General features: G+C 44.5%; 20 protein-coding genes. 10 read left to right on the top strand and 10 right to left on the bottom strand.

Features of this window, described 5'->3' with window-relative positions; translation table 11 throughout:
- Nucleotides 1-94 precede the first annotated feature (94 nt).
- Nucleotides 95-577 carry a hypothetical protein gene (locus ACOJUO_RS17305; protein WP_422137623.1) on the top strand — a complete coding sequence of 161 codons (483 nt, stop codon included), beginning with the start codon at nt 95-97 and terminating at the stop codon, nt 575-577.
- A gap of 274 nt (nt 578-851) precedes the next feature.
- On the opposite strand, the gene ACOJUO_RS17300 is transcribed toward ACOJUO_RS17305, so the two are convergent.
- The 6 genes from ACOJUO_RS17300 to ACOJUO_RS17275 all read right to left on the bottom strand — a co-directional run bounded on the left by ACOJUO_RS17300 (nt 852) and on the right by ACOJUO_RS17275 (nt 8,896).
- A complete protein-coding gene (locus tag ACOJUO_RS17300; RefSeq protein WP_422133245.1) occupies nt 852-1,637 on the bottom strand; it encodes a hypothetical protein in 786 nt (261 codons plus the stop codon).
- Nucleotides 1,638-1,899: 262 nt separating this feature from the next.
- Nucleotides 1,900-4,950: a death domain-containing protein gene (locus ACOJUO_RS17295; protein ID WP_422137622.1), complete on the bottom strand. Its 3,051-nt coding sequence runs from the start codon at nt 4,948-4,950 to the stop codon at nt 1,900-1,902.
- Nucleotides 4,951-5,553: 603 nt separating this feature from the next.
- Nucleotides 5,554-6,327 (bottom strand): hypothetical protein, encoded by a 774-nt coding sequence (locus ACOJUO_RS17290; RefSeq protein ID WP_422137621.1) that lies wholly within the window; start codon nt 6,325-6,327, stop codon nt 5,554-5,556.
- Between the two features lie 289 nt (nt 6,328-6,616).
- Nucleotides 6,617-6,862 (bottom strand): sulfurtransferase TusA, encoded by a 246-nt coding sequence (gene tusA, locus ACOJUO_RS17285; protein WP_422133242.1) that lies wholly within the window; start codon nt 6,860-6,862, stop codon nt 6,617-6,619.
- A gap of 11 nt (nt 6,863-6,873) precedes the next feature.
- Nucleotides 6,874-8,196 (bottom strand): MATE family efflux transporter, encoded by a 1,323-nt coding sequence (locus ACOJUO_RS17280; protein WP_422137620.1) that lies wholly within the window; start codon nt 8,194-8,196, stop codon nt 6,874-6,876.
- Nucleotides 8,197-8,245: 49 nt separating this feature from the next.
- Nucleotides 8,246-8,896 (bottom strand): alpha/beta family hydrolase, encoded by a 651-nt coding sequence (locus ACOJUO_RS17275; protein WP_422137619.1) that lies wholly within the window; start codon nt 8,894-8,896, stop codon nt 8,246-8,248.
- A gap of 198 nt (nt 8,897-9,094) precedes the next feature.
- On the opposite strand from ACOJUO_RS17275, the gene ACOJUO_RS17270 reads away from it, so the two are divergent.
- From ACOJUO_RS17270 to ACOJUO_RS17250, 5 genes are all read left to right on the top strand, one after another.
- Nucleotides 9,095-10,576: an MATE family efflux transporter gene (locus ACOJUO_RS17270; RefSeq protein WP_422133239.1), complete on the top strand. Its 1,482-nt coding sequence runs from the start codon at nt 9,095-9,097 to the stop codon at nt 10,574-10,576.
- A gap of 101 nt (nt 10,577-10,677) precedes the next feature.
- The gene (locus tag ACOJUO_RS17265) at nt 10,678-11,601 is read left to right on the top strand and encodes a Dyp-type peroxidase (RefSeq protein WP_422137618.1); all 924 of its coding nucleotides are present in this window, start codon (nt 10,678-10,680) and stop codon (nt 11,599-11,601) included.
- Between the two features lie 236 nt (nt 11,602-11,837).
- Entirely contained in the window at nt 11,838-12,110 is a 273-nt protein-coding gene (locus ACOJUO_RS17260; protein ID WP_422137090.1) for a biotin/lipoyl-binding protein, read from the top strand.
- The gene (locus ACOJUO_RS17255) at nt 12,098-12,529 is read left to right on the top strand and encodes a hypothetical protein (RefSeq protein WP_422133237.1); all 432 of its coding nucleotides are present in this window, start codon (nt 12,098-12,100) and stop codon (nt 12,527-12,529) included. The genes ACOJUO_RS17260 and ACOJUO_RS17255 overlap by 13 nt, the downstream gene beginning before the upstream one ends.
- On the top strand, nt 12,492-13,025 hold the full coding sequence (locus ACOJUO_RS17250; protein WP_422133236.1) for an ABC transporter permease: 534 nt from the start codon (nt 12,492-12,494) through the stop codon (nt 13,023-13,025). Before ACOJUO_RS17255 ends, ACOJUO_RS17250 begins: the two co-directional genes overlap by 38 nt.
- A gap of 158 nt (nt 13,026-13,183) precedes the next feature.
- Here ACOJUO_RS17250 and ACOJUO_RS17245 read toward each other — a convergent pair whose 3' ends face one another.
- Both ACOJUO_RS17245 and ACOJUO_RS17240 read right to left on the bottom strand, forming a co-directional pair.
- The gene (locus ACOJUO_RS17245) at nt 13,184-13,783 is read right to left on the bottom strand and encodes a hypothetical protein (protein ID WP_422133235.1); all 600 of its coding nucleotides are present in this window, start codon (nt 13,781-13,783) and stop codon (nt 13,184-13,186) included.
- A 304-nt stretch (nt 13,784-14,087) separates the two neighbouring features.
- Nucleotides 14,088-15,785, bottom strand: a complete 1,698-nt coding sequence (locus tag ACOJUO_RS17240; protein ID WP_422137617.1) for a hypothetical protein — start codon at nt 15,783-15,785, stop codon at nt 14,088-14,090.
- 478 nt (nt 15,786-16,263) lie between these two features.
- Here ACOJUO_RS17240 and ACOJUO_RS17235 point away from each other — a divergent pair, with 478 nt between their 5' ends.
- Entirely contained in the window at nt 16,264-16,629 is a 366-nt protein-coding gene (locus ACOJUO_RS17235; RefSeq protein ID WP_422137616.1) for a hypothetical protein, read from the top strand.
- Between the two features lie 330 nt (nt 16,630-16,959).
- Here ACOJUO_RS17235 and ACOJUO_RS17230 read toward each other — a convergent pair whose 3' ends face one another.
- Both ACOJUO_RS17230 and ACOJUO_RS17225 read right to left on the bottom strand, forming a co-directional pair.
- Nucleotides 16,960-17,943: a transposase gene (locus ACOJUO_RS17230; protein ID WP_422137615.1), complete on the bottom strand. Its 984-nt coding sequence runs from the start codon at nt 17,941-17,943 to the stop codon at nt 16,960-16,962.
- Between the two features lie 96 nt (nt 17,944-18,039).
- Nucleotides 18,040-18,327: a helix-turn-helix domain-containing protein gene (locus tag ACOJUO_RS17225; RefSeq protein ID WP_422133231.1), complete on the bottom strand. Its 288-nt coding sequence runs from the start codon at nt 18,325-18,327 to the stop codon at nt 18,040-18,042.
- Between the two features lie 880 nt (nt 18,328-19,207).
- On the opposite strand from ACOJUO_RS17225, the gene ACOJUO_RS17220 reads away from it, so the two are divergent.
- The 3 genes from ACOJUO_RS17220 to ccoO all read left to right on the top strand — a co-directional run bounded on the left by ACOJUO_RS17220 (nt 19,208) and on the right by ccoO (nt 22,338).
- Nucleotides 19,208-19,546, top strand: coding sequence for a hypothetical protein (locus ACOJUO_RS17220; protein ID WP_422137614.1), 339 nt, complete (start codon nt 19,208-19,210; stop codon nt 19,544-19,546).
- Between the two features lie 722 nt (nt 19,547-20,268).
- The gene (gene ccoN / locus ACOJUO_RS17215; protein WP_422133228.1) at nt 20,269-21,711 is read left to right on the top strand and encodes a cytochrome-c oxidase, cbb3-type subunit I; all 1,443 of its coding nucleotides are present in this window, start codon (nt 20,269-20,271) and stop codon (nt 21,709-21,711) included.
- 15 nt (nt 21,712-21,726) lie between these two features.
- A complete protein-coding gene (ccoO, locus tag ACOJUO_RS17210; protein WP_422133227.1) occupies nt 21,727-22,338 on the top strand; it encodes a cytochrome-c oxidase, cbb3-type subunit II in 612 nt (203 codons plus the stop codon).
- Nucleotides 22,339-22,341 lie beyond the last annotated feature (3 nt).

Raw genomic sequence — 22,341 nt, 5'->3', positions numbered from 1 at the left:
TGTCAGAGATACTCACACTCTTGTTAGCAATTAATTAGAACTAAACAAAGTTAAAAGACTCTAAAAATTATTGGGTATCAAAAGGAGCAATGACGTGGATAAAGTTTTAGGAGAGAACATATTTCCAGGAGAATATTCGTCACCATACTCTAAAACCGAGTATGAGAGCCCATCTGAAGCTATGAAATATCTCTCTGAAGCAAAAAACGATGGAGATTCTCTTAGTTATAAGGACTTATCATCAAGATACGTTGCTCCGGTAACACCCGAAAAAGGTAACGACAACCACCACTTCCAACTGGCAAAGAATATAGTCGCCACTCTGGATCCAGTTTATTTTGATTCCATTGATGACGAGTCCTGGAAAAACATGGCTGATAGTTTAAAGTTTTCGGGCATAAATTCATTAGAGAAAGCCACAGCTATGGATTTGAAGGTATGTCCTCCATGCCCGGTATTTCACACATGGGTCGCACTGCACGGCACGACCATATTTAATGGCAAGAACAATCCTGAAGCTCAACCAGGAATAAATTATATTCAGAGAATATTAGAAGAAGCATTATCATGGGCATGATAAGACCTAGGTAGGGTAAAAATTCTAAGTACAATGGACTGATATTTCAGGCAGGAGTCGGTTGCTGGTAAATTCTGTATTTTTCTAACTCAGAAATATTTACGCTCATATTACTGATGGCGAGTCCAGCGGAGGCTTTCCGAACAAAAAAACTACACCACTTTGGGAAAAGGTTTTAGAGCAGCATTCGCTAATAACAGGAGCCGCAAGTTTTACGGCTTTGTTTTTGGTTTTTTTCTACAGGCTCGTTATATGCTGTAAGTGAATCATACTACTAACGGAATTCAAGTCTTTGCTTCAAGGAGTGAAGTAAAAATGGAATACAAACAGCTACTATTGGGGTTACTATAATGATTGCCACTGAAAATACTGAAGCACTTGCACTAAATAGTAGTTTCACTGCAATATCTGATGGATAAGTTATTTCTCTACTATTACCAATAAGAAACTCACATCGACTACCAGTATAAACTTCAGTGAAAGAAAGCTCCTCTCTTGCATTATTCAGCCCGTCAAAGTTTAAAAGAGATTTATATAAGTATATTTTCCTAAGTGTCCATTTGTTATCTAACTCAGTGGAGTGGATACTTTTTTCCGAAAATACAAGTGTTATATTCTCATTGCTTAGTGTTGTTACAATACCATGGGCAATTGTAATATCATTCTGAGATTGAATATCTGTGATATAGACAGGCTTATCAGTAACTTCGCTAACAAAAAATGTTAGTGGTAATAATTTTCGTATAACACTTACATCTTTAAACTTATCCATAAAAAGAAAAAATTCTTCATTGGGGATATCTCTATTATCATTACGTCCTTCCAAAAGCCCCTTAAAATAGACATAATCATGAGAATATTCTTCCAAGCTTTCATTACTTGCATAGCGAATCATTCTTACATTGTTAAATAACACACTATTTTCGTATCTGCTAATATCTCCGGTAATCGTAAATCCACTTCTGTGTTCTGCAATAAACGGAGAAGAATGACAAGCAGATGAAATTAAATTACAAATACATAATGCAATGGCTTGTATATTTGAACATAAAATTTTCATGGTTGATCCGGTCATCCAAAAGTTCACAAGACATAGTGGATAAAAGTAGCAAAGGAGTCAGGGGTTGCAAATAAATCCGTTAGCCGGAGGTCTCTAGCCCCCACACCATGGCAAGCCGGTCCGCAGTCGGCGATTCACTGGGGATAGTTAAACCGGATCCATAAGTCTTTCTGAGTAACAAGCCCAAAGTTTGCAAGAAGAGTGTCGTTCAATGCCTGCTCCGCCGTAAAGGCTTGCCCTGTGCAGGCCAAAGATACTCATTTCAAAAATGGTAACGCCTTACTAAATATTGTATAAGGTCGTATCGTCCGATCTTTGCAAAAACTTCCAGTAAGTCATCGAAGATAATCCGACCTTTCATTTTTTGCCATTTTTCTATCATTACCCTTGCCTTATCATGATCGTCACCCTTATTAATCTCTCTTAGATGTTCTTCATTAAAAACACCGGTCTGTTTGGCAAATCTTTGCCAATCGATTCCCAGTTTAGAAGCAATAATCAGGAGTTCCTCTTGTGCTACGGTAGAGCTCAACTTTACAGTGCTTTTTCTTTCGACAATTTGGTTAGGATCGATGCCTAGTTTAGAACAAACACCCATCATTTTTTCTAAATGAGGGCTCAAAGTTGCAGGCTGTCGCCTGCTTATTTCTGATTGCTGATACTGTGGATCTGCGGACACATGTGCAACGGCTTGTGTTGACGGAACGGGTTCAGGACCCGATAGTTCATCAAACGATTGATCCGATGGCTTACCAAATAGTGCCCCAGGGGCCATACCAAAGATCAAAAACATACTATGTATAAACTTGTCTTTTTCTTCTGCTCCCTTCTGTTCCAGAAGCGTAACAAGCTGTTCACCGGCTTTTAAGGTAAAGGTTCTTAGAAGCTCAAGTTGCTTACTTGATACATCTTCCGCAAAACGAACATTTTCATAGAATAGATCTTTTAAACGCTTTCCGTGCATTGATCTTATGAGAACAAAAGCAGTCAATAGAGTTTCAATTTCATAAAAATCTATAAACTGATTGGTACTAATATTTAATGCCAAATCATGAAATGATTGACTATTGGTTCCAGTTAAATAATTTCTGTTACTTGGAGTAATAAAAGAGTATTCACCACCAAACCCAAACTTAAGAATTCTTGTTAACTCCCCACGATTATTGTACGGATCCGGTATACCAAAACCGTACCTATCATAAACATCTCTACCAAATTTATTGAACATTATTACTATTAAAAAACTTGATGGAAATATTTCAGCTTTTAGCGACCGACTCATTTCTTCAAATATTTTATAAATATAATTGATTAACACTATTTTCTGTTGGCTATCTAATCCTGAATAAAAAACTTGACCCACATCATCAGAAGCTAAAAAATCATTACCGGTTAGCTGGTTCAGCAATTCGTTTCCGAATCGATTCAAACTGGTTTCGCTCTCAAACTCATCCCTGTGAATAGCAAGTGTTTTAACAATCCTTGTCACCTCAGCGTAATCTTCAATTCCCTGGGTTTTTGCCAACTCACCGACTTGTAAAATAAGGTGATAAAGAGACAGACTGCCTTTTAAAAATTCAAACCATTTCGGATAAAATTCACTTAACGCATTTTTATCTGACATCAAACTTTGCGTTAAAAGGTTATAAAGTGCCGGTAAATTATAGTAATGATTAATGCGAAAACAATCTTCTCTCTCCCTTTCATTTAAATCCAAAGCTTTGAACCATTGAAATACATCGGTTACTGAAGTATCAGCGTCTTGTGTACCTGACACAGGTTCTTCTTCCCTGTCTTGTGCCATTGCAGAAGGCTGCGCTTCAGTCGATTCCTGCTCAAGTACACCAGATTCACGATCCAGACATTCTTTGCATTTATTAAAGGCGAGTACAGGCTTATTATTATTACAATTCTGGCATAATCTACCGTTTGATGAACCACCTGCCCCATCATCTCCGCCACTCTCTCTTCCACCACCGCTGTCCTGATTTTGACGACCATAGCCACCTTGAAACTGAGTTGGCTGGGCCCTGTTGAGATCGCCCTTTTGACTACCAGCCTGACCGGTTCCGGTTCCTCCAGGATGGCTGATCCCGGTGGGGATCTGGCCAGGAAAAACGGACACGCTGCGTAATTGTTTGGGACTTAAAATGAACGCTTGCTGTCCATAACGACGGTAGTGTTCTGTTTGTAGCGGTTGTGGCGGGTTACTGCTCAGGTAATATTCAAACACAGCTTCCGGATTATCAGGATTTCTGGACAATGCCAGAAAAAGCCCTGAACTCCTTTCAAGATTTGCAGCTTTTATTTTATCCCAAAGTTCCTGCGAAATAATAATGGCCTGCTCATTCCAACCCTGCTTGATTTTGAGCACAATCCGGGCATCCCAAATCTGTTTTTTTACGGCCTGGCCGTCAGTGCCAGGCACCAGAATAACCCTGCTGACCTGCTCACTCATCCATTCAAAGGAGTAAAGGGGGCCGCCCATCCCACCACTCGGCCTCTTCTTGAATAAATCGCCTAAATCATCGCCACTGCCAAAACCGCCTCCGCCAGAGCTTGTGAATGGTTCGCTGTTATCCGCAGTACCCGAGGCTCCGGGTATCGCAAAAGGCCCACTGACACGACTGCTGTCGTCAGAATGTCCAGACCCATCCTTTTCAGTCGGTTTATCGCGGTAAAAAATATCGACAAATGATATTTTTTTGTTAGCAGACGCATTACTGCCAGGTAACAACGGTAAAGACCCGTTTTCTGAAACAATACCGCTGCATTCCGGTTCTATAATCCAGCCATCATCATTATCTTCAATGGCTAAAACCAACGATTGATGACCTGCCGGTAAACGCCATCTGGCCGAGTACTCGTGTTGCCATCGACCCCTGTCGGGTGTTGAAGCAACCCGTCTTATTCTCCCACTTTGCATATCCGGCATACCCTGACCCGTTACAGGCTTTTTAAATACCGGCAGAGAGGGAAAATCCCCTGTCGACGATGCAGGAGACGTCCGGAAACAAAAATTAAATTGATCGCCCGGTTGACTATCGAGAATGACATAAAACTGATTGTTCTCCAATTCAGAAACTGTTTTACCGTTCTCACCAACCGCTTTGCGATCATAAGTTAGAAGAAGAGGCGGATTGTTCCCTCTAAACGACAGTTTACTAATTTCTCCCGTTGTCTCACCCCATGTCTCAGTAACTTTGGAGGAACTCCCCCAACCTGCCCAGCTCAACAGGCTGGTATAAGCATTGCAGTGACCAGCGAGCGGCAAAGTAACAGACAAAATAAATAAAAAAAACAGGTGATCCATAGTCAGGAACCTCGTTGCTTTCATGTCTGAATTTATTTTTTAAGGTTTTATCGACAAAAAATAACAATAGACATTATATTTGAAAGTGCTTTATTTATTTCGGGTATTCGAAAACGGTTGCAGTGCCTTTCCCTCCTGACCCTATGATAAACAGAAATCAATCACTTGAATTTGCATCATCAAACAATAGTGTCCAGTGTTGCCTTCTGTGATTTGACAAGACTTGATGCTCTTCTGCTATGGCAGACTCCAAAGTCACAGGCTGTAATCTGCTTGCTTCTGATAGGGGATGTGCGGCCGCGTGTGTGATGGCTTGCGTTGACGGAGCAGGTTCGGGATCTGATAGCTCATCATTACAGAGAGGCACATAGTCTCGTTGGAATGTTACTCAAGTATCATTATCAAAATGATTTTACTTGGTAAGCGTTCAGGCGGGACAGACTGCTATGACCTGCCGAGCTTAGATTTAAAAGAATTAAAACCTGCTTTTAAGAATTGGGGGATCAAATTTATGGATGCCCTGAAATCCATATGATGAAAAACCAACGCAAAGCGCTGGCTTTTCCATCACAACACTGTTCCAACTGACAGATATGAAAGCTTTTAGAAATTTGCCTGCACTATGAACTGTGGCAGGTTTTGATCCTGCCCATCACGACCAAGCTTGTTTTTCCAGTAGTTGTATTCAATGCCGGCGTAATATTTGCCTTCTTTACCGAAGAAATCACCCACATCCAGTTTTAACTGAGGCTGTGCAATAATTTGCATTTCGACATCTTTACCCGAGTTATTTTCCGTAGCATTAGTAATATCCACAAAGCCGTCAAATAACCATTTAGTTGAACCTAGAGAAAAAGGCACGGCCCAGGCTGTAGTAAATTGAAAATTGTCATCCAACTCAACCTCAACGTCACCAGCGGTTTTTCCATTAGCTCGATAGTAAACGGCAGTATCCAGGAAGATAAAGCCAGGTACATTCCAACCGATTGCAACACCCAATAAAATATTATCCAGATTTACCGTCGCAGCATGTTCCCACTGTGTCGCAAAATAAACGTCCTTGATCACAGAGTCTTTAAAGCCTTCACCTCCAGTAAGCGAAAAATCAATATGTACCTCACCGTAGGTATCATCATTATCAACGTCATCTTCTACAAAAGAACGATCAACAAAAGAAAAGCTCTTACCCCAGGTGTATGCTGCAGCATGCTCGAGAGTTACCACCTGGGATTTACCCTCTTCACCGGAAAAAGCATTCAAATAGCCGTCACCGGTCAAATAAGTTGCCGAGACATTACTCCACAGGATATCCGCTTGAGCGCCTGCAGAGGCAGCAGCAATAGTTGCAGCAATAGCGGCTTGTTTCATTAACTTCATGATTATTCCCTTCAGGATTTATTGTAATAATTCTGTTCTGAATAAATGCACGCAATTATTTCAGCGTAACCCGTGCTTTTATAGCTATATCCAATAGCCGCTGTATCAGCGTCTGGTATAGACAATGCAAATACCTGACCAACTCGTCAACTTTATATAAAAACTAACTATTTAGTCAATTTTCTTCAATTTCTCTACCGCAATGCGTTTCGCAACGACCCAGCATGGTGCATAGTGCACCATGCTGGGACCCCGGAACAGTTATGTGAAATGATTGCCAGATTAAGTCCTAGGCACCGGCCTTGCGAATCAGGTAGATATACTGTTTTTCCAGCTGCTCACGAGACAGCAGCTCATGATTCAGAAAGTTACAGAACTTGGGAATATCACGCTCGGTCGAAGGATCAGTCGCTATAACCCTGACCGTTTCTCCCGTCTTCATGTCCCTCACTTTGTTATGCAACATCATGACCGGCTCCGGGCAGAGCAGACCTGAAGTATCCAGTTCATGATTGATTTCTATAGTCTCCGACACATTCACTCCTGTTATCTGACCCAGGACCCGGACCGACTCAGGGATCGATAAACAATAGCCAGTCCTGCACTGCGGGCCAGCATAAAGGCACTGTAGGCTAACCACAAGCCGTGATTTCCCATATCCCGGGTGACATACCAGACCGGCAGGAACACAATTAACGTTGCCACCAGCATGGTGTTTTGCATCGTATCCGTTCGCACGGCACCAATAAACACACCATCCAGCCAATAGCACCAGACAGCAAATAATGGCATGGCGGCCAGCCAGGGCAGATAGATGTTGGCAGTTTCTGCGACAGCAGGAATATCCGTCAACAAGCCAATGATGCCCTGCCCCACCAGCGAGAAGGTGAGGAAAAACAGAACAGCACACATGAGCGAGCAATAGCCCGTTACCCTGACAATCTGCTTAAAGCGATCTTCTTTTCGCTGCCCCAGAGCTTCGCCGCTCAGTGCCTCGGCAGCGTGGGCAAAGCCATCCAATCCATTGGAAATCAGCAGCAACATATTCAGTAACAGAGCGTTGGCAGCCAGTATATGACTGCCGCTCTGGGCCCCCTGTGCCGTAAAGAAAGCCTGAGTTGCAAGCAGACAAAGCGTGCGAACAAACAGATGTCGATTTAATAACAACAGGCGGCGCATAGAGCCCGGGTTCAGAATCCTTGTGCGAACAAAGCTTCCGGACATACCTCTCAAGGTTTGACTGACCATCCATACCCCCAGCACAAGGCTGGTATAATCAGCGATCACTGTTGCCAATGCTGCGCCTCGGGTAGCCATTCCGAGACCCAGAACAAACAGCAGATCCAGAATAATATTGACCACATTGGCCAGTACCAGAATAAACATGGGCCCCTTGGGACGATGCATTCCGATCAACCAGCCGACGATCGCGTAGTTAATCAAGACCGCAGGAGCTGAAAGTATTCGGGTGGTGAAATAGATTCTGGCCTGCTCGGCCACCTGAGGAGCCGCGTTAAATAAAGGCAGGGCAATATCCAGAAGCGGACGGTATAAAAGGATCAGGAAAACACCGATTACAACAGCCAGCAGGATCGACTGGGCCAGCCACTGCCGGGTTTCCTGATGATCATCCTGACCCAGGGCCTGAGCCACCAGTCCGGTAGTACCCATTCTAAGGAAGCCAAAAGCCCAGAACAGCAGTGTAAATAATGTACTGCCAATGGCGACACCTGCCAGGTAAATATCACTGGAGAGATGCCCCAGGACCCCAGAATCAACCAGACCCAGCAGGGGAACCGAAATATTGGAAAGAATAGCAGGCCAGGCAAACTTCCAGACCCGCCGATACAACGCTGCTGTTGAGGTCAACACCAATCCTCACTATTGCCCGACAGAATTGAGACTATTCTATGAGACTTTAGTTCAGACCAGTACACGTAAACTTTGTCTTTATGAAGTCAGAGATCTTTTGTGCGGCTTCAACCAAATGCTGCTGATGAGTAAAACCCGATTTTATCCGGGGTTTCAGATCATGATTACCGTCCGCCAGCCAGTGAAGCTCAATATTCTCTGACAGTTCATAACCCTGAACGGTTGCATAATCACCCATGGCATCCCGACTGCCCTGCACCACCAGCATGGGTAATGGGAAATCGGCAAGATGCTCTGTTCTGGGCCTGTCCTGTTTACCCGGTGCATGGAACGGGTAGCCCAGACATACGACGCCACTCAACGAAAGATCAGTCATCTCAGACACCAGCAGGCTGGCCATTCGTCCACCCATTGACTTACCGCCAACATACAGAGAGTCGCTGTATTCATTTTTGATTTGCCCGATCACATCCTGCCAGCATTGCAATAATTTTGGCTGCCTGTCTGGTGGTCTTTTTTTACCGGTTTCTCTTCGCTCTCGCATATAAGGGAATTCAAAGCGCACGACACTGATACCTTCTGTCACCAATAAGTCAGCCATTTGATTCATGAAATCACTGTCCATGGCCGCGCCGGCACCATGGGCCAGTATCAGTAATGGGGACCCGGTTTCAACCCGGTTCCAGATAAGATCCATAGAAAAACAGTCCGCAATTGCTAAAGCGTTTTATTGTAACGCCATTTAACCGACCCGTCGCCGGGATCTGAACTAAGCTGGTCGAAACACAATATCCTGTTCACTGAGCAAAATACGGCTCTTTACTATCCGGAATTCTAACGACTTTTGTCGTTTTATGCCCAACTCACCTAAACAGTGTCGAAAGGTTAGCCTACGATGACCCATGCCCGCTTTACCCAGGGCTCAACAATGAAGCACGTCATTGTTATGAGTCTCAGCAATGCAGCGGGCATCACTACGCTCTTTTTTGTCGACCTGCTCGACCTGTTCTTTCTCAGTTTGCTCGGTGAAAAATATCTGGCTGCAGCTATTGGTTATGCGGGCACTATCCTGTTTATCACTTCCGCTTTGGGTATTGGTTTATCCATTGCCGCAGGGGCTCTGGTCTCCAGATCCATTGGCAGCCACAACCGGAAAAAAGCCTGCCAATATCAGGTAAACATCTGTTTCCTGGTGCTATTAGTCAGTGTCACGCTGGCCATCCTCTTCTGGCTTCTTATTCCGCAAATGGTTGCTCTGTTGGGAGCCACCGGACGAGTTCATGAACTGGCCGACAGTTACCTGCATATTGTGATTCCCTCGATGCCTCTGGTCAGCTTGTCCATGACCCTTGGAGCCGGACTCAGAGCTGTTGGAGATGCCAGGCTCTCCATGACATCGTCACTCTCAGCCGGAGCTGTGAATGCCATCCTGGACCCCATTCTGATCTTTCTTCTGGAACTCAGTATAGAGGGGGCAGCCATTGCCTCAGTGATGGCCCGTGTCACGATGTTTGGTATTTCCTTTTACGGTATTTTTTATAAACATAAACTCTACTCCCCCTTTGATTGGTCGCTTTTTTGCAAGGATCTCAAAAACATTCTTGCCATCACCCTCCCTGCCATTGCCACCAATCTGGCCATGCCTTTCAGTGGTGCCTGGATGGTTCGCTATATGTCACATTACGGCAACAGTTACGTAGCAGGCTATTCCATCATTAACCGGCTGATACCTGTTGCATTTGGTGTCATTTTTGCCCTGTCTGGCGCGGTTGGACCCATAATAGGCCAGAATTTTGGGGCAAGACGCATGAGCCGGGTCAGGGAGTCGCTTCGAAATGCTATCCTCTTTACCGTGTATTATGTCCTTGTGATTTCAGTCATACTGTTTTTACTGCAGGACATTCTCATTCAGGTGTTCAGAGCCCGGGGTGAAGCTGCCAGTCTGGTGTCGTTTTTCTGCAACTGGATTGCCATCAGCTTTTTGTTTACAGGAACTATGTTCGTTGCCAATGCGGCCTTTAACAATCTGGGCAAGCCCGGATACTCAACCCTGTTAAACTGGGGCCGGGCGACACTGGGTACAGTCCCTTTCATCTGGGTCGCCTCTGAATATATGGGGGCTTATGGGGTACTGGTGGGTCAGGCAGCCGGAGGCGTCCTGTTTTCATTCATAGCAGTCTGGCTGAGCTTTCGAACCATTGACTCCATTGAGAGCAAGATTATCAGGCAAGACACTATTGCCAGCCTCATGACCCGTCAGGAAGAGACCACAGCCTGTCCTTTCCAGCCGATGTCATCGGAATGTTCGCAACTGGCACAAATGGCTGAAGAGGGTGAGTGCGAAGAGGCCCGCAATCTATCCGATAAAGCCAGATAAGCGTATTGATCCAAACTATAAACCCCTTCATGCTATGCAAGGTAACCTGACAGAAAACAGACAGGTTCCCATTGTTACGAAAACTGACGTTAGAGTTGGAAATGAGCACACCACAATCAGGAATTACTCCAGAAGCCAATACCGATGCCTGCTTTCTGGTTTTAACTATCAGACAAGATGCAGACAGCCTTGAACAGATTAGAAAGACCTGTGCACTGATTCCCCGACTGACTGAGGAGCTCAGCCAACAGTATCCCGATGCAAGGCTGTCCTCCACGATCAGTATTGGCAGCGAGGCCTGGGATGTTCTGTACAAAGACGGTAAGCCGGCCCTTCTTGCTCCTTTCAAAGCACTGACAGAAGGTGACCGGACTGCACCTGCCACTCAGGGTGACCTGCTGCTTCATATCCGTTCCAACCGCCGGGATATCAACTTTATCCTGTTGCACAGAGCCATGGATGATTTTGGACAGGCGGTTGAAATTCAGGAAGACGAGACAGGTTTTCGTTACCTGGACAGCCGTGACCTGAGTGGATTTGTTGACGGCACCGAAAATCCCCAGGGCGATGACAGGGCCAGCGTCTCTCTGGTGGGTGATGAAGATCAGTCGTTTGCCGGTGGCTGCTATATCCACACCCAGAAGTGGGTTCATTCGTTGAAAAAGTGGAACAAACTGGCAGTACCCGAGCAGGAAAAAGTGATCGGGCGCACCAAGGAAGACAACATTGAATTCAGTGGCGAAGAAAAAGCACCAACCGCTCACGTAAAACGTTCCAACGTCAAGAACAGCGAAGGCAAAAGTATGGAAATACTCCGTCACAGTATGCCCTATGGTAATGCCAGTGAGGGAGGACTCTACTTTGTCTCCTACTGTCGCACTCCAGTCCATTTTGACAAGATGATGGAGTCCATGATCAAGGCCGATAACCATGGTCACTACGATCACTTGATGGATTATTCACAGGCCGTCACCGGATGTGCATTCTTTGCACCCTCAGTTGAGTTCCTGACATCAGCTGAGTGATCGACCTTAAACGTCTATTTGAGTACCGATCTTCCCCGCTTCCTGAGTGATTCGGTACTCACTGCTTTCCTTCTCACAGACTTCGGGTTCATCACGTATCAGACATTGGCGAGACAGTTATAAGACGTCTCTTCGTTTTGTGTCTACATTTGTTGGATGTTAATCGTCATGAAAAACGCCTTCACTCTATGAACCGATGGATAAAGAATCATCTTGCGTTAACTTAAGCTGCCGCTCTGACACTCCTGCTTTCCGGCTGCTTCTCTTCCGATCACCATCAGGCGCTGGGGACACTTGAACGAGACAGAGTCACTCTGACAGCCACCGCTTCGGAGCTGATTACAGACATTCTTATCCCTGAGGGAAACCCTGTTAAAACCGGTCAATTGATCCTGAAGCTGGATGATCGCAAACAACAGGCCGCTGTTGCTGCCACCCTGGCCGAAACGGAGCGGGCACGAGCCTATCTCAATGAAATGGTGTCAACGGCGCGAGAATGGAAGACATAGCAGCAGCGAGGGCCAGTGTCGGGCAAATTGAGGCCCGGCTGGTAGATGCCGACAAAAGGTTTCAGAGAAACGAAGTAGAAAAATCTTCCACCCTGTCAGGCATGACCAACAGCCTGCAAAGAATCTTCTCAATCCTGATGAAGGAATTTCGACAATTGTCACGTGATCATGCCACCTTTGCCATGATCGTCATTATTCCTCTGGCTGAATTACTGCTGTTTGGCTACGCCATCAATATCGATGTCAGAGAGATACCGGTCAGTATTGTGGATCAGAGCCAAACTTACTTCAGCCGGGCTCTTGTCGACGCGGTGAAGACAACGATCCGTCGTCAACACGGTTCCTGGTTTGGTGGGCGTTATTCTGACCATGACGATGATTATGTTCACTTCTGCCGCATTGGTACGGGAAAGGGGTAACCTGGAACTGTTGATAGCGACACCCGTTCACCCGATAGAGCTGATGATTGGCAAAATCATCCCCTATATTTTTTCAGGTTTTATTCAGACCGGCATTATTATGTTGCTGGGTAACCTGATTTTTAAGGTACCCTTTGTCGGCAGTATTTTCCAAATGTTACTGGCCACCCTGCTGTTTATTTCTGCCAGTCTGACAATGGGGCTGATTATCTCCACCTGCGCGGAAACGCAATTGCAGGCTTCACAAATGACCATTTTCATTCTGCTGCCTTCCATTCTGTTGTCAGGGTTTATGTTTCCTTTTAAAGGCATGCCAATCGCTGCTCAATGGTTTTCCGAACTCTTGCCTGCAACCCACTATATGCGGTTGATGAAGGGTATTATTTTAAGAGGTGCAGAATTACAGGGCATGGCAAAAGATGTTGCTTACCTGGGCGTTTTTACGATCGTTGGATTAGTGGTTGCGGCAAAACGATTTAAGAAGAGTCTGGATTAGATGCACTTATCAACACGCGCTGATCAACCTTGAAGATGCCAAGGTAGCCAGAAACAAAAAAAGTCTGCAAGGAAGAGCCAGTCAAAGTAGCCTGATATGTTGTAAATATAACACTTTTCGAATTAATCAGACCTCACTATGGTTCCCTTGTCGTCTGGTTATTGTCTGCTTACAAAATCAAATAACCATTTCAGATCTTCTGGCAACACAGGTAATATCTCTTCCAAATCAAGATTATTTTCCATAAAAACAACAAAAGAGTTAATTATCAGGAAAGGTAAAGACCCTATAATGACATTGAGTTCAGAAAGGCTATTGGGGGCTGTAAAATTACCGTACTTTAACGTTTTCCACCAATAATAATAAATAATTAAATGCAACCACCTTTTATCAACCAATGCATGGTTCCACTCCCATAGAGAGTCACCAAAAGGGTCTGCACCAAAACTGAGCAATGCAACAATTTCAGATATCGTTGAGGCATCATTTAAAATATGTGCGACCCTCAAACTATTATAGGTATGTGTATAGGTAAATGAATTCGGGTCAGCACCATGCTTAAGCACAAAAAGCAGCATTTCCAATGATCCGGAATTAAGTGCGTCGGACACGGCGTCATTCTCTCTTTCGAGCATATAACCTTTCTTGATGAACTCTTCTATTGCTGTAAAATTGTTACCTAAAATAGCATCAGAAAATCTCCCTGCCACAGAAAATTGCGTAAAAAAAAAGATAAGAATGAAAAAAAATGCTTTCACTGCGTCACTTCCTCTTGGATTACTGTTTGTGAACTCTAGTAGTACTATGACTCTTGACAAATGAAACTAATCAAAACCCTTCATCGGTTATGCTCACACACAATTCCAATAGCTGCACTCTGTGGTAGATGGCCTCTGATCCGGAGAATCCCCTCAGACAGCCATCGACCTTATTGTTTATCAAATTTTTTTGAACATTCAGGAAAAATATGGACCAATAGTGAAGTTGTATGACAATACCCGATATTTCAGTGACAATGACTGCCTCAAGAGCAAGAACAGGCCTTACAATGCGCTGAACTACTTATTCAGAAAGAGACTGTGGAACAACGACTTTACTCCAGTCAATTTCAAGCCACCCTCCGGGTAAATCCTGTGAAGTTGTATTTCCTTGATTAGCTTGAGTTCTGGCCACTTGATCAGCAGGCATTACCAACAACCAATGATTAGAAGCATGAAGCAACATCATACAATGACGATTTTCATGTAACGCTTCGACAATTTCGTTTTGATTCTGAAAGTTAATATCAACACCATCTGGTGTTATCAAGCTAACCTGAAAAGGACATCCTGAAGTGGGAGCATTAGAAGCTATATCAAACATTAAAATATTTTGGTTGATAAACGGGGCAATCAGGTAACGAATATGATTATCTTCAAGCCACATTCTATCCGAATGAGACCCATTCATTTCATTGGCCATTGATACGACAAAGTCAGGTTCATCACCTTCATCAACCCGTTCTTGCGCTCTGGCAGAAAAATATTCAAATACACCACTTGCCGTTAATTCATCTGGATTTTCAGTCATTTCAGATAAAAGCTCATATCTGTTGTTTCTGATCCAACTGAGGATAGCATGCCAGCCACAGTAGCCATCAGTTGGCATATTATGAACCTCAAAGCCGAGCTCATTTAAATATTTACTCGTATTTTCCAGACTGTTAGAACCGTCTGACTTTACTCTTTTGAAACTATTGACAATTCCCGTCAGAGCAACGAATAAGGCTTTAGTAATGCTAAAGACATCTGCCGAGGTTTTAGTGTACTCTCTGCAGGCTTCATAGATATTTTTAGCTTTAGCAGTAACATTAGTACCAGTGCCGGGGCTTTCTTCAACAAAGGTTTCCAGTTGGTTGTAGCTTCTGGGAAATGTCCATACACAAGCATTGTTTGAACCAATCATTCCGAAAGCGCAATAGTCTTCCTGATTCTGTACGCTGCTGAGGGCCAGCGTTTCGCAGGATTTCTTCTGACATACTAATGATGGAAAAAAAATCATAGAACCTTTATTTCTCTCTCCTTTCCTTCTTACACCGGACTTTTCAATATCCAAACGAACATTGGAATCTAGCTGAAAAGTCTGGGAATTATTATGGTGTTCATTTCCAAGAGGAATAATAATTCTAATGTATATAAAACCATCTTTTCTTCTGTCTTTAGTTTCAATATTCCACCCAAACCACTCAAGGCTCTCTAATAAATAGTCTTTACAGTCATTTCTCGACTCTTCATCACCAAAACACTTAAATAAAAGCACTACTTCCAAATCAGAGATTTTACTAACAAATGATTCAGCAAACTTTGACTCTCTATTTTTTTGCTCGATAAATGACGTATAAAAAAGATGATACCAAAAAGACTTGGTAATAAAATATTGAGTAAAACCTGGCTCATCATCTCCAAAATCAAAATAATGCAAATAAAATTTATAATCATCAGAACCCTCAGCAAAAACCCCAAACTCACGAGAAGGAACCAAAAAACAAGAGAATGGGTTTTTTAAATGTTTCATAAAGACGACTACTGCTTTACGACTCCCTTTATTTTCATCTTTAACATCTTCTATAGAGTAACTGAACTCTGTATTAAACTGATAACACCCATCCATCAAGAATTTCAAATTAGATGGTTCGACAACGAAAAAAACTCTTAAATCTTCAACTGCTCTTGCATCTTGTAGATAAATTACTAATAGCCAAAAAAAGAAGTGTCTATACATTCCAAGACTCCTGTATTGTTATAGCCGTCAGAAATTAGGGCGAAGCCTACATGGTAGACTACAGGATGCCATTTCAATCAAGTTTTCCATACTTGCGCCCCTACTGCCTGTAAATCTGTAGCAGATGACCCTGGAATGAAAGATCATACACAAAGCGCGTTTTCGTCAGACTGGCAAAAGCGTCGTGGCATTGCCGACTTGCACCCACTCACTTACTGGGCTGATCTCTCGTCGTTTATAGTACTTTCGTACATTTTTTACTCAGATTAATTTGCTACCAAAGGCTGTGATCTTTCAGTACCAGCAGGCGTGCTTCTGCAATGGTGTCTGAACTGCTGCAATCACCGGCCACTCCCGAAGACTCATAAGTACTCAATCGGCTTTGGCAAGCTTTTCAATTTTTTTAAAACCTTTTGAACTTTTTCGGCAAAATATCATCAGATAGAGTAATGAGTTGGAATTATAAAGGACTATATCCATGCATTTACCACCAATCTCCTCACAGCCAAAGCACATCTCGGCAGATACGACTTGCCAGGCGGGCCCGTGCCCGAAAATTACCAAGCGGTTGCCTGTAGATGACACTCTTTCAGATGAGCAACAGAGCCTTCATCCCATAAAAACAAGAAAAATAACAACCCTGGAAAAACCAGCAGGCTATTTCACCGTTGGCGAAAAATACAAAATATCATTAATGGAAGATTACCTGCACGGAAACACTCAGCACTTCAGTGACGATGACTGGCTCTATCTGATAATAAAAATGGGTAAGAGGATTATCAACAGAAAAAACAGGAAGCATTTCAAAAAGAATCCAGTAGAACAAAAAAAGAGTGTTTTTTAATAAAAATGACCAAATTACAAATATTGAGATACAAAATTGAAGATGTAGTTCATCATTCGCACTTAAAGAGAATAAGACACCCATAAAAAAAGAGAAAAAAGAGAAAAAAGAGAAAAAAGAGAATAAGACACCCATAAAAAATAAGACATTCAAAAACTGTAACCCCAAAAAGGATCAGAAAATCTATCTTCAAGTAGCGTATCAATGAGACACACAGCGCCATCCAACGAACAGAGGCTGTCCAAGCCATAATTCAGACAATGTAAATCCATTCTGACATACGTCGAAGAGATAAAGAGAGCGTCTTTGACTTCTTAACTGACTTCTACGCTAACCTGTCAGGTACAAACGACTGCAGGCGTTTAAACCTCGAAGCCACTTCTGTCCGGCTTCAAGTGCAAAGGCCTTCATCGCTTCCAGACGGCCAACTGCCCGATAAAAACGATTATTCCATTGCATGGTTTTCAGCCACTCATCCGGATCAATGTCCAACCTTTGAAGAATCGGAGGGGTGCACGACGGGATGAAACCTTTCTTATCTGTTCTAACAATGCGACCGCTCCAGTCAACCAGTTCCAGATAGTCGTGAAGAAGGTAGGGAAGGGCAACGTCCGTATTCTGGCCCTGCGAACAAAAAGGTTTCAGGGTCAGCGGCTGTTTTTTAGTCTCAGAATGTGTAACCTGCTCCACGCGTTCCTGAATCGACGTGTAGTCGGACTCTTCGGGTGTTTCTACCTTTCCAGCCCGAATCGGATTCAAGTCAACATAGGTCATGCAGGTCAGTAACGCTGCTTCGTCCAGCAATGCCTGGCTTTTAAAGCGACCTTCCCAGAAGCGTCCTTTACACTCGTCTTCTTTGTTGGCCTTACGAGCAAGACATTCATTCAGGCAGCGCATAAACCAGCTGATATCCGTTAAACGACGCCGGTATTCCTCAGCATATTCATCAATACGGGCCAATTCAGCGCTGCCCAGTTTGTCAGCAGCCAAATACCTTTGCACCAGAAGTGGACCCGTAAACAAGGTCGTCCAACGATGAAGCACTTCGTCCCGTGACCAGCCTCTGGCAGATGACTGATTGATGTGCAAAACCACATGATAATGATTCGACATGACAGCGTAAGCGCAGACTTCGATAGCAAAGACTGAAACCAGTTCCCGGAGTTTATCCACCACCCACTGGCGGCGATGCTCGTAGTTCTTGCCAGTCAGGTGGTTCTCTCCACAGAGGTAAGCCTGACGAACACATCTTGCCATGCAGTGGTAATAAGGCGTTGTGCCGGGATCAATCAGGGTATTGCGAGCTTGGGCCATGAACTTACCTGTCTGGGTAAAAAATCAGTGATGGGTGAAAAAGTAGACCAGGTGGATGGTAAAGCAAATTTATGGGTGTCTATTTTACTTTATGGGTTAGCGTAACTCTTGAAATACTTCAGGACACTGCTCTGCTATTCTGAGCAAGGCTTTTGCCGGACCTTGTGGCGTTCTACGTCCTTGCTCCCAGTCTTGAATGGTTCTGATACTCACTCCCATGAAACCAGCAAATGCTGATTGTGAAAGTTGTAATTTTTGTCGAATTTCTTTGGCTGGAGATGGCTCTGAAAGAGTAGAAGTTTTCAACTTTCCCTTACCTGATTTAAAAGCCTTAATTTCTTCTATACCATCAAGAATTTCTTGGCCGATATCACGATCATTCATTTACGATAGCCTCCGCAATCTTTCTAAGTATGTGGCCGGGTATAGAGGCTTGTTCAGACTTACTGTACATTGTGAGCATTCATATTTCATGGTCACTCTTTTTCCAGTAATAATTACTCTAACGCCAACACTTTTACCTTTGCCTTCTGGTGCCCAACGTACTTTACGGACACCTCCGCTACCACGAACAATGTCACCAGAATCAGGTTTCTCCTGAAGGTGCCATTGCAACATTCTGTATTCATCATCTGACAAATAATAAGAGAGTATCTTGGTAAATTTACTTGTTTCGATGAAAATCATAGATTAGAAGTATACGGCATTGCCGTATTTTGTCAAATTCACCTATTTTAATGGCTCTATTCCTGAAGAAAACAAATTTATGGGTGTCATTTTTTTTAGGAAGCCAATGGCCTGGACAAATGCCCGGATAAAGGCATTGTAGGCTTTAAGCGGTACGTTGCGCTGCTGTTGTTGCCAGCAATCTAAAGCGATTAGGTAAAATTCTTCTGAGTAGAGATCGTCAATAGCTTTCCAGCCTGTTACCGGTCAGTTTTTGTTTTATCGTGCTATGCATGAGGGTTTTGCACGATTTGGAAAGGGTGTTTTTGTTTATATTCCACACAAATGAGTATAAGAAATAGCCTTTGCTTGCCGTAGCAGTAAAGTTCAGTCGCTATGAATGGATGTCAGTCAGAATTCGCTGTGAATTTTCTGGGTTTTCTGACAGGCACCACATAGAACCTCATTAGAAATAGTCTATTGGTCCGCTATGCAGCCGTATGAAATGACGGAGGATTTTTTTATTTCAAGACATGATCATAAGTACCATAACTATTTCTCACATATCAAGCAGAATAAAAGACCTGATCCAGAGATAATGAAAACTTCAAAGGAAATCCATAATGATTCACTTTCTCATAAAGCGGACGATGATAGAAATCATAATTTTGGACTTGCACATATGTTTGGCTTTCCCTTACAGGCCTTTATAAAAGGGCTGTGCAAATTATCTATAAACATTCTGGAACAGCAATCACCTACTCACTCTGATGAATACGAACAGTTCAGTTCAATAGCCATCTGGGTTGTTATGCGGCTACTGGCGTTTCTTCCAGCAATAGACAGATCTCATGCAGAGCAGACTTTTGTGCTTCTGGCTTCTGGCTTCTGGCTTCTGGCTTCTGCTAACACTGACACAAAACTGAACATCCTCTGACAATGGCAGAAATTGACAGCAATGACCCATCTTACTCGTCTGATACAGCCCTGACCCCATGGCGATCCTGACAGACTCTATACAAAACAGGCCATCACAAAAGATTTCAATACATAGCAGCCAGTCATACCCAAAAAGCATTAGCAGGCCAAGTAATATTTCTGTATGATTGCGACGGGTTTGGCGGTATCACAAAACTCTGCCAACCGATAAGGACCGGATAATAACCAGAAGTGTGCAAGATCAGGACTATCGGATCAGGATCAAAACACTCGGAGTCTGAAGGTAATAGGTCAGTCCCAAGTCATTCAGCCAGAGCCTGAGGATCTCTGTCAGGTAATGAATTTGACAACTGTCTTATATCAAACACTCGCGAGCGCAGCTTTTTGGCCGCCCTCATGAGCGCAACGTTCCGACTCAACTCGTTAACTGCATTTTTACTAACAAAAAATTTGCAGGAAGCACGGCCTTACGTAAACCCGGGGGAGCTGGCCAGTAGCAAAGAATATCTGGCCTGAAATCCAGTAAAACAGTTTCACCTTTACTTTTCAGAAGACTTTGGCGACCAGATAGCCTTGGCCTGACTCTGAAAACACTGCGCCCAGTGTCAAAGTGAATACCAAAATTGGAATGTGTTACTGGATTTTCGGTCAAAGTTGCAAAGCCTCAGGTTATCTCCAAGTCGTAATAATTGTTAGCAGAACCCGAAGGTAACACGGAGCATGAGCACTGCAACGATACAGCCAACCTATAACTATAAGGTTGTCAGGCAGTTTGCCATCATGGCGGTGGTTTGGGCCGTCGTCGGGATGGGGATGGGACTGTTCATCGCTACCCAGATGGTATTCCCTGAACTGAATCTTGATCTACCCTGGACCAGTTTTGGCAGACTGAGACCCTTACACACAAACGCCGTTATTTTTGCATTTGGAGGCTGCGTCCTTTTCGCCACCTCTTACTATGTCGTTCAGAGAACCTGTCAGGCTCCACTGGCCATGCCCGGACTGGCATCTTTTACTTTCTGGGGTTGGCAGCTGGTGATTGTCCTGGCCGCTATTACCTTGCCTATGGGCATGACTTCTTCAAAGGAATATGCCGAACTGGAATGGCCCATCGATATCCTGATTGCCATTGTCTGGGTAAGCTACGCGATTGTCTTCTTTGCCACAATCATGAAACGTAAAGCCAGGCACATCTATGTTGCCAACTGGTTCTTCGGTGCCTTTATCATTACTGTTGCGATCCTGCATATTGTCAACAGCGCCTCTGTACCCGTCACCCTGACCAAGTCTTACTCTGCTTACGCTGGCGCTATGGATGCCATGATTCAGTGGTGGTACGGACACAATGCAGTAGGCTTCTTCCTGACCGCTGGCTTCCTGGGAATGATGTACTACTTCGTACCCAAACAAGCTGAGCGTCCGGTATACTCTTACCGCCTGTCTATCGTGCACTTCTGGGCTCTGATCGCCATCTACATCTGGGCGGGCCCACACCACCTGCATTACACCGCACTGCCCGACTGGGCCCAGAGCCTGGGTATGGTAATGTCCCTGATTCTGCTGGCTCCATCCTGGGGAGGCATGATCAACGGCATCATGACCCTGTCCGGCGCCTGGCACAAACTGCGCACCGATCCAATTCTGCGTTTCCTGGTGGTATCCCTGTCCTTCTACGGTATGTCGACCTTTGAAGGCCCTATGATGGCCATCAAGACAGTCAACGCTCTGTCTCACTACACCGACTGGACGATCGGTCATGTCCACTCCGGCGCACTGGGCTGGGTAGCCATGGTCTCCTTCGGCTCCCTGTACCACCTGATTCCCAAGGTGTGTGGTCGTGAACAGATGTACAGTGTTGGCCTGATCAACGCTCACTTCTGGCTGGCTACTATCGGAACCGTTCTATACGTTGTGGCTATGTGGGTCAACGGCATTACCCAGGGCCTGATGTGGAGAGCTGTAAACAACGACGGCACCCTGACCTACAGCTTCCTCGAGTCTGTAACCGCCAGCCACTTTGGCTACGTTGTCCGTGCAATCGGTGGCGCCTTCTTCGTAGCAGGTGTTCTGATCATGGCTTACAACTTATACCGCACTGTCAGACAGGGCAGTGAAAACCAGCAGGAAGGTGAAGTTCAGGCGTCACCTGTACAGACGGCCTGACCGGGGGAGTTCACCATGAAAAAACATGATTTAGTTGAAAAAAATCTTGGTTTAATGGTGGCACTGATCGTAGTAGCCATCAGCTTTGGCGGCCTCGTTGAGATTGTGCCACTGTTCTTCCAGAAAACCACCACTGAGCCGGTGGCAGGCCTGAAGCCTTACAACGCCCTTCAACTGGAAGGTCGTGACATCTACATTCGCGAAGGCTGTGTAGGCTGTCACTCACAAATGGTTCGCCCCTTGCGCGCTGAAGTAGAGCGTTACGGTCACTACTCTGTAGCCGGCGAATCTGTCTACGACCATCCCTTCCTGTGGGGCTCTAAACGAACAGGCCCGGACCTGGCCCGAGTTGGTGGTCGTTACTCTGACGAGTGGCACCGTGCCCACCTGAACAACCCCAGAGATGTTGTGCCCGAGTCCATCATGCCATCTTATCCATGGCTGAATGAAAACGTTCTGGACGGCAAACTGACCGGCAAGAAAATGGAAGTTCTGAGAAGCCTGGGCGTACCCTACACCGATGATGACATTGAAGGTGCAGCTGCCGCTGTCAAGGGTCACTCTGAAATGGACGCCGTAGTGGCTTATCTGCAGTCACTGGGCACCGCTCTCCAGAACAAACGGTGACAC

The sequence above is a fragment of the Endozoicomonas sp. ALC020 genome (genome assembly GCF_049275935.1).
In the GTDB taxonomy this organism is placed as follows: Bacteria; Pseudomonadota; Gammaproteobacteria; order Pseudomonadales; family Endozoicomonadaceae; genus Endozoicomonas_A.
This window is presented reverse-complemented; position numbering and strand designations above follow the sequence as displayed.